The organism is Candidatus Kapaibacterium sp., from assembly GCA_025059875.1.
Taxonomy (GTDB): domain Bacteria; phylum Bacteroidota; class Ignavibacteria; order Kapaibacteriales; family HRBIN21; genus HRBIN21.
Genome location: JANXCT010000003.1, coordinates 189,522 through 202,889 on the forward strand (window position 1 = coordinate 189,522; position 13,368 = coordinate 202,889).

14 protein-coding genes and 1 pseudogene are annotated in these 13,368 nt (G+C 60.0%); 4 read left to right on the forward strand and 11 right to left on the reverse strand.

Features of this window, described 5'->3' with window-relative positions; translation table 11 throughout:
* Position 1 precedes the first annotated feature (1 nt).
* Positions 2–1,621: a hypothetical protein gene (locus tag NZ960_05620; GenBank protein ID MCS7177080.1), complete on the forward strand. Its 1,620-nt coding sequence runs from the start codon at positions 2–4 to the stop codon at positions 1,619–1,621.
* Here NZ960_05620 and miaA read toward each other — a convergent pair.
* From miaA to NZ960_05670, 10 genes are all read right to left on the reverse strand, one after another.
* Positions 1,593–2,573, reverse strand: a complete 981-nt coding sequence (miaA, locus tag NZ960_05625) for a tRNA (adenosine(37)-N6)-dimethylallyltransferase MiaA (GenBank protein MCS7177081.1) — start codon at positions 2,571–2,573, stop codon at positions 1,593–1,595. The two genes, NZ960_05620 and miaA, sit on opposite strands and share 29 nt — an antisense overlap.
* Complete coding sequence (locus tag NZ960_05630; protein MCS7177082.1) at positions 2,525–3,226, reverse strand: protein-L-isoaspartate(D-aspartate) O-methyltransferase; 702 nt, start codon at positions 3,224–3,226, stop codon at positions 2,525–2,527. Before NZ960_05630 ends, miaA begins: the two co-directional genes overlap by 49 nt.
* The gene (cdaA, locus tag NZ960_05635) at positions 3,223–4,032 is read right to left on the reverse strand and encodes a diadenylate cyclase CdaA (GenBank protein ID MCS7177083.1); all 810 of its coding nucleotides are present in this window, start codon (positions 4,030–4,032) and stop codon (positions 3,223–3,225) included. The genes NZ960_05630 and cdaA overlap by 4 nt, the downstream gene beginning before the upstream one ends.
* A complete protein-coding gene (locus NZ960_05640) occupies positions 4,029–5,078 on the reverse strand; it encodes a PhoH family protein (GenBank protein MCS7177084.1) in 1,050 nt (349 codons plus the stop codon). Before NZ960_05640 ends, cdaA begins: the two co-directional genes overlap by 4 nt.
* Before the next feature lie 102 nt (positions 5,079–5,180).
* A complete protein-coding gene (locus NZ960_05645; protein MCS7177085.1) occupies positions 5,181–6,005 on the reverse strand; it encodes a LysM peptidoglycan-binding domain-containing protein in 825 nt (274 codons plus the stop codon).
* Positions 6,006–6,026: 21 nt separating this feature from the next.
* Positions 6,027–6,383 carry a hypothetical protein gene (locus NZ960_05650; protein ID MCS7177086.1) on the reverse strand — a complete coding sequence of 119 codons (357 nt, stop codon included), beginning with the start codon at positions 6,381–6,383 and terminating at the stop codon, positions 6,027–6,029.
* A gap of 102 nt (positions 6,384–6,485) precedes the next feature.
* Complete coding sequence (locus NZ960_05655) at positions 6,486–7,217, reverse strand: NTP transferase domain-containing protein (protein ID MCS7177087.1); 732 nt, start codon at positions 7,215–7,217, stop codon at positions 6,486–6,488.
* The gene (locus NZ960_05660; protein ID MCS7177088.1) at positions 7,214–8,515 is read right to left on the reverse strand and encodes an inositol-3-phosphate synthase; all 1,302 of its coding nucleotides are present in this window, start codon (positions 8,513–8,515) and stop codon (positions 7,214–7,216) included. Before NZ960_05660 ends, NZ960_05655 begins: the two co-directional genes overlap by 4 nt.
* A gap of 29 nt (positions 8,516–8,544) precedes the next feature.
* Positions 8,545–9,432, reverse strand: a complete 888-nt coding sequence (locus tag NZ960_05665) for a CDP-alcohol phosphatidyltransferase family protein (protein MCS7177089.1) — start codon at positions 9,430–9,432, stop codon at positions 8,545–8,547.
* Positions 9,429–9,857 carry a secondary thiamine-phosphate synthase enzyme YjbQ gene (locus tag NZ960_05670; protein MCS7177090.1) on the reverse strand — a complete coding sequence of 143 codons (429 nt, stop codon included), beginning with the start codon at positions 9,855–9,857 and terminating at the stop codon, positions 9,429–9,431. The genes NZ960_05665 and NZ960_05670 overlap by 4 nt, the downstream gene beginning before the upstream one ends.
* 90 nt (positions 9,858–9,947) lie before the next feature.
* Between NZ960_05670 and NZ960_05675 the strand changes: the two genes are divergently transcribed.
* The gene (locus NZ960_05675) at positions 9,948–11,765 is read left to right on the forward strand and encodes a long-chain fatty acid--CoA ligase (GenBank protein MCS7177091.1); all 1,818 of its coding nucleotides are present in this window, start codon (positions 9,948–9,950) and stop codon (positions 11,763–11,765) included.
* A gap of 161 nt (positions 11,766–11,926) precedes the next feature.
* On the opposite strand, the gene NZ960_05680 is transcribed toward NZ960_05675, so the two are convergent.
* Complete coding sequence (locus tag NZ960_05680) at positions 11,927–12,205, reverse strand: hypothetical protein (GenBank protein MCS7177092.1); 279 nt, start codon at positions 12,203–12,205, stop codon at positions 11,927–11,929.
* On the opposite strand from NZ960_05680, the pseudogene NZ960_05685 reads away from it, so the two are divergent.
* Positions 12,123–12,728: pseudogene (locus tag NZ960_05685) on the forward strand (site-specific DNA-methyltransferase). The gene NZ960_05680 and the pseudogene NZ960_05685 sit on opposite strands and share 83 nt — an antisense overlap.
* Before the next feature lie 89 nt (positions 12,729–12,817).
* The coding region (locus tag NZ960_05690; GenBank protein ID MCS7177093.1) for a HEAT repeat domain-containing protein at positions 12,818–13,368 on the forward strand (551 nt) is incomplete at its 3' end.

Sequence of the window (13,368 nt, forward strand, 5' to 3'; positions counted from 1 at the left end):
TATGGCTACCCATACACAGTGGCTGCTCATCGGTGGATCCCTTGCGTATGCTGTATGGAGCCTGCTGAGTGTCCCATGGTGGACGGTAGATGACGCCTATATCCTCTTCCGCTACGCCCAGCACTGGGTTACGATTGGGATTCCCACATGGAATCCCGGGGAACCACCAGTCGAGGGATATACTGGCACCCTCTACGTAGCCCTCTTAGCAGTGGGGCATGCCGTAGGCCTCCCATTCGAAGCACTCGCAAAGGGGATTGGGCTCACCGCCTATGCACTCTGTGGAGCCGTGACATGGTTCCTACTCCGCGAGCTCGGAGTTCAACCTGCCATTCGCGTGCTGAGCATCGTTCTCTACTACACGGCGGCGTTCCTATTCGTCCATGCCCTCAGCGGATTGGAGACCACGCTCTTCCTCTTCCTCCTCACGGCGTCGACATGGCTTGCCGTTCGGACAGTGCTCTCCCCAAGTTCGGCCAACTTGCTGAAGACCATCCTCGCGCTCGTCCTCCTTGCCCTGACTCGGCCGGAAGGACTGCTCTTCAGCATGGCACTGCTGGTAGCAATCTTTGTCAGCACAAGAGCTCCGGGCTCAGCTACAGCCCAACGAACATCATCCTCTCTACGCTGGAGTAGGCTCGCCTGGGGGAGCCTACTGTTCGCACTACCAGTAGTAGCGATGACACTCTGGCGGTGGCATCTCTACGGCGAACTCCTTCCAAACACGTACTATGCTAAGCAGGCTGGTGGGATTGTTATAGGGAGCATGCTCTCGTTCCTGGAGTTTGCTCTGCAGTACTGGGCTGTTCCTGGCATGATCGCTCTGCTGCTTGGGGTCGGTGAATGGGAGCAATGGACGGCTCGACTACGAACACACTATCGACAGCTTATGCCCTTGGGGATAGCGCTGGGAGCTGCCGTTGCCGTTCTCATCGCCGAGTATGCTCGCTCCTCGCTCCAGATGAACTATGCCCACCGCTTCTGGGCACCACTGTATGTATTGGGCCTCTGCGGAGCTGCTGTCGGAGCAGAGCACGGGCTACGGACCTTGCAGGAGACGACCGATTCACATCCGCTCCGCCTCCAGCGCCTACAGCAGATTGCCCTTGTTCTCATGCTCCTACAACTGACGATCCATGGAGGCTTATGGCGATGGCAGGAACGGAAGTTCGTACGAGACTACTGGCAGCTCCTGAACGAAGAGCATGCCGAAGCAGCGCAGTTCTTACAGCACCTTCTGCCGCCAACGGCTACGGTAGTCATCTACCCCGATGCAGGGCTTATTCCCTTCCGGACAGGCTTCCGCACAATTGACGGCGGGCGGCTCAATGACCGCTTCCTGGCACGCCACCACTGGAGTGGTAGCCTGCGCGATACCGCCATCCTTAACTACCTCTTCTCCCAGCAGCCAGCAGCCTTCGTCTTCAAGAGCCGCCGCGAAGACCGGCCCCTTCTGAATGCAGAGTTATCGGCCATCGTCAACGATCAACGGTTCAGCACCTATCGTCTTGCTGCCTCCTTCCGAACCCGCGCCCGCCGTTTTGCCGAGTCGTACTTCCTGCTAGTCTACGTCCACCAGCGCTACCTCCCCCTTATGCTACCGACGGTCCCAGGCCTTTAGGTATCCAGTCCTGAAGGAGTTCCAGCAGCTTCGGCACCACAGCCGCAGGGTCTGAAGCTCCAGGTATCCAGTGGATGTGCTGGTACCGGCGGAACCAGGTCAGCTGACGCTTAGCATACTGCCGCGTCCGACGCTGCATCTGCCTCAATGCCTCGCCAGCACTGAGACGACCCTGTAGGTACTCCACACACTCCTTGTAGCCATGCGTGTTCAGCCCCGGAGCCTCGGGCGCATAGCCCATTGCCAAAACTGAACGCGTCTCCTCCACCAACCCATTGTACCACATCCACTCCGCACGGCGGTTGATCCGCTCGTACAGCTCTCTTCGGTCCAACTGCAGCCCGACCCAGAGGGCACGGAATAAGCGCTCCCGTGGGGGATAGAGTTGATGTGCTCTCGACAGCGGGATGCCCGTAGCGTAGTAGAACTCCAGTGCCCGCATAAGGCGTCGTGGGTTGCGGTCTGTATAGCGAGCAGCTAACACAGGGTCCACGCGTTGCAGCTCAGCATAGAGGGCCTCCTTCCCCTCCCGCCCTAGTCGGAACTGGAGCTGCTGCCGAATCTCCCGAAGGAAGGGTAACGGGGGCTGCTCAAAGAGCCCATAGTACACCGCATGGACGTAGAACCCAGAACCCCCGACGACACATGGCAGCTTCCCCCGAGCCCAGATTTCAGGAATGAGCCGGAGGGCATCAGCAGCGAATTCGCCGGCACTGTAGGTCTCATCGGGGTTGCGGATATCCACGCAGTAATGAGGAACTCGCTGCCGTTCCTCTACGGTCGGCTTCGCGGTGCCGACGTCTAAGTAGCGGTAGATTTGGCGGGAGTCAGCGGAGATGACCTCCAGCGGCAGCTCCTCCGCCAAGCGGAGAATCGTAGCAGTCTTGCCAGATGCCGTTGGCCCTACGAGGAAGAGGACGTAGGGCGTTCCCGATACAAGAGCTCCTGCCACCCCTCTTTGCCCACAAGGGGCACGAAGCGGAACTCACCGAACTCCTCGTAATGGTAGTCCTGCTCACTGACGCGGCGTACACGCACCAGGATCTGCGACTGTAGCTCCCCGACAGGGATCACCAAGCGCCCACCGAGTGCCAACTGCTCCAGCAACGGCTGAGGAATGCGCGGTGCCCCAGCCGTGACGATGATGCCATCGTACGGCGCGTGCTCCTGCCAGCCGATACTGCCGTCACCGTAGCGCATATGGATCGGGAGCCCCAGCCGGGCAAAGAGTTGGCGCGCCCGTTGATAGAGCTCCCACTGGCACTCCACCGTATAGACCCGCGCCCCCATGAGGGCCAGGAGCGCTGCTTGGTATCCGCTGCCCGTTCCGACTTCCAGGACTTTGTCGCCCGGCTGGACTTCCAGGAGGGACGTCATGAAGGCAACTGTGTAAGGCTGAGAGATCGTCTGGTTGTGTCCCAGCGGGAGCGCTACGTCTTCATAAGCACGGTGGACAAAGGCAGGATGGACGAACAGTTCCCGCGGCAAGCGCTCCATTGCCCCTAGCACGCGTTCATCTCGGATACCGCGGGCCCGAAGGTGCTCAACCAAAGCATGGCGCAGTTCGGCATACGGGTCTATCCGCTGGGAACGCTGCTGGCTCATCGCAACAGAGCTGTCTCGATCCTCTCTTCGACTGCCTCCCCTGTACCGAGAAGCTCCTGAAGCCGCTCACGCAGTTGCGCTGGTGTCAACCGCATCTCCAAGACACCTCCATGCGCGAGCGCAATGTGGCCCGTCTCCTCAGAAACGACGACCACAACGGCGTCTACCTGCTCACTGAGCCCCAAAGCAGCCCGATGGCGCGTCCCGACAGCATATCCACCTACGTGTGTCGTCGCGCTCAGCGGCAAGATACATCGGGCTGCTACCAAGGTCTGCCCCTCGATGACGACAGCCCCATCATGCAACGGTGACCGCGGATTGAAGATGGAGAGCAGCAACTCCTTGGAGACGACAGCCTGGATTGGGACACCTGTCTCCACTACCAGCTTCGTACTCTGCGAGCCAGCGAAGACCACAAGCGCCCCAATGTGCTTCTCGGCCATCTCGCTGACGGCCTCAATGACTTCCTCCACGACCGGAAGGAGCGGAGAGCGGACCAGCAGGCGAAACAGACGCAGGCGCGATAGCTGCACCAGCATACGCCGCAGCTCTGGTTGGAACAGCACAACGAACGCCACGAGCCATATCCCTGAGAGCGTCTGCACAACCCATCCGAAGGCCGTCAGCCCACCAGCTTTCACCAAAGCCCCGAGGAGGAGCAGCACGATGAAGCCCAGCAACACATGGAATGCCAACGTCTGATGGAGGAGCCGGTAGAGCCCATAGAAGAGTGCAGCGACGAGCCCAACGTCTATGAGGTCCGCCACTGTAACCCGCAGGAATCCGAGCCGAAAGAGCTCAATCATTCTGTGTCTGCCGAAGGCGAGGACGCAGCAGCCGCTACCCCGCCACCGACTTGCCGCTGCCGCTGCTCGTACGCCTCGATGATCGAAGCCACCAGGTGATGGCGTACCACATCACGACGGTCAAAGTAGACAAAGGCAATACCCGGCACGTTCTTCAGCACAGCCTGCACATCTACCAATCCAGAGGCCGAAGGCTCTCCAAGGTCGATCTGCGTGATGTCTCCAGTGACGATCGCCTTCGAGTTCCGGCCCAGACGGGTCAAGAACATCTTCATCTGCCCGATCGTGGTGTTCTGCGCCTCGTCTAGGATGAGGAAGGCGTTGCTCAGCGTCCGCCCTCGCATGTATGCTAACGGGATTACCTCTACGGTACGCCGCTCCATCATCGTGCGGAGCTTGTCAGCGCCGAGCATCTCTATGAGGGCATCCATCAGAGGACGCAGGTAGGGGTCTACCTTTTCGTAGAGGTCCCCCGGCAAGAACCCCAAGGACTCACCTGCCTCTACAGCAGGACGCGAGAGGATGATGCGAGCTACCTCACCGTGACGCAACGCAGCCAACGCCATCGCTACCGCCAGGTAGGTCTTCCCTGTCCCTGCCGGCCCAATGGCGAAGACAATATCATGGGTCCGCACCTTCTGCCAGTACTCTAGCTGCTTAGCAGTCCGGGCTCGCACCGGTCCCTGACGCCCGACGAAGATGACATCCTCCTCCCCCTTTACCCCCTCACGAGCAGACGGACAACTCTCCAGCGTCACCAGATCAATCACCATCGCTACATCGTCTGGAGAGAGCCGCCCATTACGGCGGAGCAAGTAGAGAAGCTCTTGGAAGAGGAGCTCCAGTGCTTGGACCTCGCTCGCCTCGCCCCGTAAGATGACCGTATTGCCCCGCACAACGACGGAGCCCCCCAGGCGCTGCTCAATGAGTTGCAGGTAACTGTCGTTTGTCCCCAAGAGTGCCAGCGGGTCAACGTCCAGCAGAGGAATACGCCGCTCACACACTCCCTGTTGTGCCATACCGACGGAGGGAGTACGACGTGCCATCCGGTTGCTTGGTACTTACACGCCTAAAAACGAACGAAGCACTCTCTTCCGTGAGCTTACGCCGGAGATCCGCCGTTCGCTCACACGCATAGTGGAGTACTGTTATTGACCCCGCTTCGGTTCCCGCTCCGTCGGTGATGTCGTTGTCGGTGTCTCGCCTGCTGGAGTCCCCGCCTGAGCCCGTCGCTGCTGCTCCAAACGCTTCTTTCGATAGTAGGCCCGCTCTGCCTTCAGCTCTTCTGACGTCTTCGGCCCCGGCGGTGGCACCCGCAGCACCTGTCCTGGATGAATGATGTCTGGATTGCGAATCTGGTCCGTGTTGGCCTGCCAGATCTTCACCCACTGGAACGGATCACCGTAGATAGTAGGCTTAGCCGAGATGTTCCAGAGGCAGTCGCGGTCGCGGGCCCACGTGCCGACAGTGTACGTCTTGATCTTCGGCTCTCGGTAGAGTCCACGAATGGTGCGTGCCAGTTCTATGATCCGATTGTAGAACTCCGGCAATAGCGCCAACTTCTCAGCTCGCAGGGCATTCAGCTCTGCCTCCAACGTTGCAATCTCCGAGCGCCGCTCTGCCAAAGCCTCATCCGACATCCCCTGATACTGGCGCACCCGCCCCTCTAGGACGCCAAGCCGCTGTCGGAAACGTTCCACATCTGCCTCAGTTGCTCCCAGCAGAGCATACAGCTCATCGTTGCAGCGTCGAATGTCTTGGATGAGTCGGTTCAGCTGCATCTCCAGCTGCTGTACTTCACCGGACGCTGCCTGAAACTGTGCCCGAAGGCGGTTGACTTTCTCTTCCCACTCTCGAATGCGGGCCTCGGCTTCAGCTTTGGTAAGCTGCTCGTCCGGCTTCGTCGGGTCAGGCTGCTGGGCAAGTGCCATTACCACGAGGACAACGTTTCCAAGGACGAGCTTCCACACCATTGCTCTCCCTCCTCTGCTGTCTTACGGCTGCTTCTTGCGTGTTCGAATCTCTACGCCTGGTGTTGCCCCCTCTGTCCCCGAAGGAGATGGTGTATAGTCAGGCCAGACGTTCGGCCATGCTGCCAACTTCTCCTGGACAAAGCGCTTCGCCTCCTGGCATCGGTTGAGCTCTGCCTGCCGACTACTGATCTCCCGCTGCAAGCGGCTCTTGTCGGAATCCTTACGCTGGATATCCTGCAAGAGCTGCCGTTCCTGTGCCCGTAGTTCCCGTAAGCGCTGGAGCTGCTCCTCAGTGATCTTCGGAGTACATCCCCCTACTCCAAGCAGTCCTGCCAGCAGAGTAGCACCAATGGCAACCGGCAGAAGTTTCTGCACCATCACTGGCGCCCTCATGATTGTGTGACTTCCCCATTTGGGCCCCTGCAAACTTATCGGAAAATCCGCAGATTGCTGCGATATCGTCTGGAAACCTCTGTCCTCTCAGCAACAGCTTAACTGCCGATGCTGCCGAGCCCAGCGCTCAGCTATCCAGTAGGCTTCGGGTGTATCTACATCCTGCCAGAAGTACTCCCCGAGCTCGATAGCCCACATCTTCCCTTGATAGCAGAGCTCTCGGACACCATCGGTGAGTGCCGCATCACCTTGGCGCTCCGCTACGGCGGCAATCGCCTCGACGAGGTCCAACGTCGCCAGGAAGATCCCTGTATCCACGGCGTTGTAGGAAGCGATCTGCTTTCCGATGTCCACAACCCTCCCTTCACGGACCAGGACCTTCGTGGCATCTTCCAGATCGGCGATCTGCTCCAATCGACTGTCCACTACGAGCAATGCACCCACTTCCGGAATCCAGCACTCCCTGAGCCGACTGAAGGCAGCCGCTTCACAGCAGTGATCGGCCATGAGGAGCAGAAACGGACTCTCCACGTACGGACGGGCGGCGAGGACGGAGAGACCATTCTGCTTCTCGTAGAACGGGTTGTACGCCATCCGCAGTCGCAACTTCCCTCTGTACTGCGCCTGGACGTATTCTCGTACCTCTTCTGCCCGAAAGCCGAGCACAATCACCGCCTCCTGACACCCAGCCTGTTCAGCTCCTTTCAAGGCCCAGAAGAGCAACGGGACCCCGCCAACCGGTAAGAGCGGTTTCGGGGTGTGGGTGAACGACGCTAGCCGCGAACCTAGCCCTGCTGCAATGATGACGGCTTGCTTCATGAGACGCTCTCATGCACGGATTGCCTCACGGGTAACTGTGCCAGATGAGCTAGTGCCCGCTGTAGGCGCTCGTACTGCACGAAAAGGTCATGCTCTATCGGCTCCCCGGCTCGGACGTGCGGGCTCTTGAAGTAGAACCCTAACCATGACTGTACCCCCCACCAACCCGCCCGGTGGGCAAGGTCCAACAGGAGTGCTATGTCCAGCACGAGTGGTGCTGCCAAGATAGAGTCCCGACACTGGAAGTTGACCCTGATGTGCATCGGATACCCCATCCAGCCGACGATATCAATGGAGTCCCAGCTCTCCTTGGCATCGCCGCGTGGCGGGTAGTAGTGGATACGTACCTTGTGGTACAGCCCGCTGTACAGCTCGGGATACTCCTCTGCCGGTAGCAGATTCTCCAGCACGCCTGTCTTCGTCACCTCTTTAGCCCGAAAGCTCCCCTCGTCCTCCAACACCCAGCCATCCCGATTGCCCAAGATGTTGACCGAGAACCACCCCTGCACTCCTAACAGACGCCGCCGCAATGCTGGTGCAACGACGGTCTTCAGCAGCGTCTGCCCCGTCTTGAGATCTTTGCCGGCTACAGGAACCCGGTTGAGCTCCGCCAGCTCTTCCAGTGCTGGGATGTCTGCAGAGACGTTCGGGGCTCCGTTAGCGTACGGGATGCCCATTTGGAGGGCCGCATAGGCGTAGATCTGTGACGGCGCAATCGCTGGGTCATTCGCCTCCAAGGCTGCTTCGAAGGCCTTCAGGGAGTGGTGGCACGGGGCCAGGGGAGTGTAGACCTCCGTGGAGGCGCACCAGACCATGACCGCCCGGCTAGCCCCGGTCTCCTGCAGCGCTCTCTGGATATCCTCACAGAGTGCCTCCGCTAGATGCCGCTTCGTTGGGGCCTGCTTGACGTGCGGGCCATGAAGGCGCCGCACGTACTGTGGATCGAAGACGGCCGGCAGTGGACGAATGGAGCGCAGGAAGTCCTCCACCGCGGCCAAGTCTTGCTCTGAGAGGACCCTTGCTTGGCGGGCAGCTTCGTAGGCGTCCTCCGGGAAGATGTCCCATGTCGTGAAGACCAAGTCTTCCAGCGGTGCCAGTGGAAGGGCCTCCCGAAGGGCCCGACCAGCTCTATCGCCTTCCTCCAGATGTCCCATCTGCGTCAGAGAGCCGATCGGAGCTGCCAGTTTGCGCCGAACTGCTTCTACCCCAGCCAAAAGGGTCGTCGTAACGGCGCCCAGTCCCGGTAGCAGGACCAGTAGGCGCCCAACGTGTGGAAGGATTCCCCCCTCTGCCACCATTGCTCCTCACCCTAGTAGAGCTGCCACTGCTAACGGTACAGGGGACGTTCGCGGAAGCCATGCTCTTGTATCAGTCCCAGCAGTCGCCTCTGCCGCGCAGAGGTCCAGACGAGCAATCCCAACAACGCGAGGTTCAGTCCAACGAACTCCCACCACCAGAAGGCTGCAGGAACCCCTAAGAAGCTTGCCACGAAGAGCGCAAGAGTGCGGTAATTGGAACTCAGGAGCGACCAACCGTAGACAACCGGCCGGAAGAGCCAGCGATACCACTCCCGGAGGAGCGGGAGGGAATCGACCTTGAGTGACCGCTCTACTCGAGCGAACCGATACTCTCCACTGAGGGAGCTCTGCACAGCGAGGTAGGCCCGATAGAGGGGACGGACGCCCCGCGGGACAAGCTCAACAGCTGCAACCAATGCTGGCTTTCCGAGGACCCACTGCTCGTAGAGCTGCCGCTGCCGCTCATAGGAGCTAGCCTGGACAATGTGGCTGAACCCGGCGGCTGCTGCCAACAAGAGTGCCTCCACCCCCATCTGGGGCAGGAGCGACCATGCCAGCGATGCGTAGATAGCCGCGAAGGTCCCATGGTCGCAGAGCCCATCGAGCACCTTGCCCCATTCTGACGTCTTCCCTGTCAGCCGCGCCAGTTGCCCATCGGCACCGTCTAGAACATGCCACAGCACCATCAAGGCAAACCCAACCACGCACGTCCACCGCTGCTCCCAGAATCCATACGCCACAGCTGCCCCGAGCCCACAGCAGAGCCCCGCTATGGAGAGTGCGTTCGGATGCACCCCCCGGCATGCACTCCATTGCACAATCTGCCAACTGATGGGATGGATGAACCACCGGTTCGTCGGTTCCTCAATCTCAGCAGGGCGCCATGCTTGGAGACGCAGTGCTTCCGTTGACGTCATGCCTCCTCTCCCCATAGCGTCGCTATGAGGCTCCGTGCCCGTGCCCGCTCACGATGCTCACAGAGGTAGATCCCCTGCCATGTCCCCAGCCCCAACTGCCCCTCTACGACCGGGATGAGCAGCGAGCAGCCGATGAGCACGCTCTTGATGTGCGAAGTCATGTCGTCGGGCCCCTCCACTGTGTGCTCGTAGAGGCGCGTATCCTCTGGGACCAAGCGCCGGAGGAATCGCTCCAGGTCTGAGCGCACCGTGGGGTCGGCGTTCTCATTGATCGCAAGGCTGGCGCTCGTATGCTGGAGGAACAGATGCAACATCCCCCGTCGGAGGCGCCGCAGCTCCGGAAGCTGCTGGAGGATTTCCTCCGTCACCAGATGAATCCCTCGCCCCTTAGGGCCAAGCTTCAGTTGGCGCTGATACCACACCATCGCTCCCGCAAAACTACACGAACGCTCCCCGTGCGCTCCCCACACTCCGTATTTTGTGGGCCGTGTACCACTCCCTCAGCGACCCCTCGGATGGCCTTCCGCACCATTCCGGAGATGCTCCTGCAGACGGTGGAGCGCTACGGCAGCAGGAAGCCGGCCTTTCTCATCAAGCAGCGGGGGAGCTACCAGCCGGTGACTTACGATGAGCTCGCTGAGATGGTCTTCCGGTGCGCCGCTGCGCTGCGCCGCCTGGGAATTGGCCCACGTGACCGCGTCGGTATTGTCTCCGAAAACCGTCTAGAGTGGGTCGTCGCCGACTTAGCCATAGCCGGTATCGGGGCCGTGAGTGTCCCTGCCTTTCCAACGTTGACCGCTGAGCAGTTGGAGTACATCTTCGACCACAGCGAGGCTGTAGCTGTCTTCGCCTCCAACCGCTTCCAGTGGTTGAAGCTCCGCAGCGTGCTCCCGCGAATTGGCCGACTACAGCACATCATCCTCTTCAACGACGACCCCGCCGAAGAGCCGGTCCTCTACTGGCACGAGCTCCTCCCCAGCCAAACAGCCGACACTGCAGACCTCCGACGCGAGTACGAAGCCTCCGCTGCCCAAGTGGAGCCCAAACATCTCCTAACGCTCATCTACACCAGCGGCACCACTGGCGTGCCGAAAGGAGTAATGCTGACGCATGCCAACGTGGTCGCCAACATCCAGGCAGCACTGCGTGCCGTCCCAATCGACCATACGGACGTGCTCCTCTCCTATCTTCCGCTGAGCCACTCGTACGAGCGCACTACGGGCTACTACAGCGCCTTCGCCGGCGGGGCAACGATTGCCTTCGCGGAATCTATCGAGACCGTAGCACAGAACATCACCGAGGTGCGCCCAACGGTGATGACGAGCGTCCCCCGGCTCTTCGAGCGAGTCCGCTCCCGCATCCTGGCCACTGTCGCTAAAGAGCCGCCTGCACGGCAGCGCATCTTCCACTGGGCCATTGACGTAGGACGTCGTGCTTGGTACGCTGAGCAGCAAGGCCGTGTAGCCCCGCACCTCCGCCTGCAGAGAGCCCTGGCCGACCGATTGGTCTTCCGCAAGATCCGGCAGCGCTTCGGCGGGCGATTGCGCTTCTTCGTCTCCGGCGGGGCAGCACTGCCGGTGGACGTTGGTGAGTTCTTCTTCGCCATCGGCATCCCCATCCTGGAGGGCTACGGGCTCACCGAAGCAGCACCCGTGCTGACCGTCAACCGGCTCAACGACATAGAGCTGGGCACCGTCGGCAAACCGCTGGACAACGTAGAGCTCCGCCTCGCCGAAGATGGTGAAATCCTGGCCCGCGGGCCTAACATCATGCTGGGCTACTGGAAGGACCCCGCTGCTACAGCCGAAGCTATCGACGCCGACGGCTGGCTCCACACCGGCGACATCGGGAGCTGGAGCCCACGAGGCAACCTCATCATCACCGACCGCAAAAAGCACATCTTCGTCAGCAGCGGCGGCAAGAACATTGCTCCGCAGCCGATCGAACAGCTCCTCTGCCAGAGCCCATACATCGACCAGTGCCTGCTCGTCGGAGACCAGCGCCCGTACTGTGCTGCCCTCCTCGTACCCGACTTCGAAGCCCTTGCGACCTGGGCAGAGCGCAACGGCATCTCCGACACTAGCCCTGAGGCGCTCGTCCGCCACCCCCAAGTGTTGGAGCTCCTCTGGCAGGAGATCGAGCGGCTCCAGCGACCGCTGGCACGCTACGAGCGCGTTCGCCGCTTCGCCGCTCTCCCGAAGCCCTTCTCGATTGAGGAGGGCGAACTCACCCCGACCCTGAAGATCCGCCGCAGCATCGTCGAGCACAAGTATGCCACCCTCATCGAGGCCCTCTACACCACCGCCTCCCCCACCCCATGGGTCACCGTGTAACCCCTCTCTGTCATGTCCCCAACGGTCCACAGGTGCCCGACAACTGCCCCTGCAGGAAGCCTCGCCTATGCGTCCGGCTGTTCCCTTTTACGTCAATGCCCACCGGTGGTCGTCTATGGCTTAGGTTTGAGACCAGCCTACCGCACCAGCACCTGAACAGTTTACAGGCAGTGGCGGCTTTCCTTGTCAGGCAGCACCAGAGCACGGATAGCGCGATGGTAGTACCAGAGAAGCCATCCCGAACGTATCGGACGCAATCCCACGGCCATCACGGTGCTGGACACTATCTCTCCTTCCATGCAGCCCAACTGCATATCGGCAGACGTACGCTTGATGAACGACACGAAGAAACCACCGATGCCCCGAAGGAAGAGAGTTACCCCAACCGCCAGCGGGAATCCCGTCACAGACTTCCGCCACTCTGAGCGGCGTCTAAACAACCCGCTAGTCGGTCTCGCGCCCACCTACGAAGTGCGCGAGCGCCAAGCGACGCGCTACGCCTACGACCCGCATCTCGACCCACAACTGGTCTGGGCCGGCAAAGCCGAGCACACGAGCTTCGAGGTGGACGTGGTCTCGCTCCACATCCACGAGCGCATCTCCACGCGCGCCATTCTCAACGCAGTGCGCCGACCACAGCCGTTGCAGCCCGACCTCTTTGGCGAAACGCCGCTGCCGGCGGATAAGCAGGTCGAGTTCTACCAGCACGAGATGGGCTGGGCAAACCGCCTGATTTTGGGCGATTCGCTGCTCGTGATGAACTCGCTGCTGGTCAAAGAGGGCATGGCGGGCAAGGTGCAGATGATCTACGTGGACCCGCCGTATGGCGTCAAGTACTCATCGAACTTCCAGCCGCGCGTGGATCGGCGCGACGTGAAGGACAAGGACGAAGACCTCACCCACGAGCCGGAGCAGATCAAAGCCTACCGCGATACGTGGAAGCTGGGCATTCACTCGTATCTCATCTACTCGCGTGGCTGTTTTACTGTTGACGTAAACTCCACAATTGTAGGATTTTGTAAAACGATTAGTGTAAGCAATGAGGCTTGACAATGGCTAGCCGAAGAGCATTCAAATCTGATGTCAGCTTTCTTGAGAAGATTGCAATGGGTGCGATTGGTGCCCGTCGGGTCTTCGAGCATCTGAGAGAACAAGGGCACAACCCGCTCGAACTTGAGCGTGGCTCAATGAGCTTCAAAATTTGGAAGGATATCAAGATTAAGCGCATCAGAGTGCCCGATATTCTCTGCGTAGCTTGCGGTCGCAGATTCGAATCCAGAGCCAAAGCCACCTTTGAAATCTCTATGTCTCATTCATTGTCTGATCCAGAACGCGGTTGGGATTATGGACTTAACGATGGGGATTTTGTAGCACTGGTGACTTGCAAGCGAACTGGTGACAAGCCAGTAGACTGGCGAGCTGATGAACTTGTTCAGTATATTTCCGTTCAAGATCTCCGTTCTGCCCAGAGGAACAATCTCATTGTTCTTATAAAACCCAAGGGTGCGGAAGAAGGTTTCGAAGCCAGAGTCAGTTGGCCTGCAGTAATTGCAAAATCTGTAGGTGTTGTTGAGTCTGTTACTAACGAGCGCATTCAATATCG

Bases quoted from the DNA above. Each gene is read 5' to 3' on its own strand.
- NZ960_05620 (MCS7177080.1), top strand. From the start codon at position 2: ATGGCTACCCATACACAGTGGCTGCTCATCGGTGGATCCCTTGCGTAT.
- NZ960_05630 (MCS7177082.1), bottom strand. From the start codon at position 3,226: ATGAGCCAGCAGCGTTCCCAGCGGATAGACCCGTATGCCGAACTGCGC.
- cdaA (MCS7177083.1), bottom strand. From the start codon at position 4,032: ATGATTGAGCTCTTTCGGCTCGGATTCCTGCGGGTTACAGTGGCGGAC.
- NZ960_05640 (MCS7177084.1), bottom strand. From the start codon at position 5,078: ATGGCACGTCGTACTCCCTCCGTCGGTATGGCACAACAGGGAGTGTGT.
- NZ960_05645 (MCS7177085.1), bottom strand. From the start codon at position 6,005: ATGGTGTGGAAGCTCGTCCTTGGAAACGTTGTCCTCGTGGTAATGGCA.
- NZ960_05650 (MCS7177086.1), bottom strand. From the start codon at position 6,383: ATGGTGCAGAAACTTCTGCCGGTTGCCATTGGTGCTACTCTGCTGGCA.
- NZ960_05655 (MCS7177087.1), bottom strand. From the start codon at position 7,217: ATGAAGCAAGCCGTCATCATTGCAGCAGGGCTAGGTTCGCGGCTAGCG.
- NZ960_05660 (MCS7177088.1), bottom strand. From the start codon at position 8,515: ATGGTGGCAGAGGGGGGAATCCTTCCACACGTTGGGCGCCTACTGGTC.
- NZ960_05665 (MCS7177089.1), bottom strand. From the start codon at position 9,432: ATGACGTCAACGGAAGCACTGCGTCTCCAAGCATGGCGCCCTGCTGAG.
- NZ960_05670 (MCS7177090.1), bottom strand. From the start codon at position 9,857: ATGGTGTGGTATCAGCGCCAACTGAAGCTTGGCCCTAAGGGGCGAGGG.
- NZ960_05675 (MCS7177091.1), top strand. From the start codon at position 9,948: ATGGCCTTCCGCACCATTCCGGAGATGCTCCTGCAGACGGTGGAGCGC.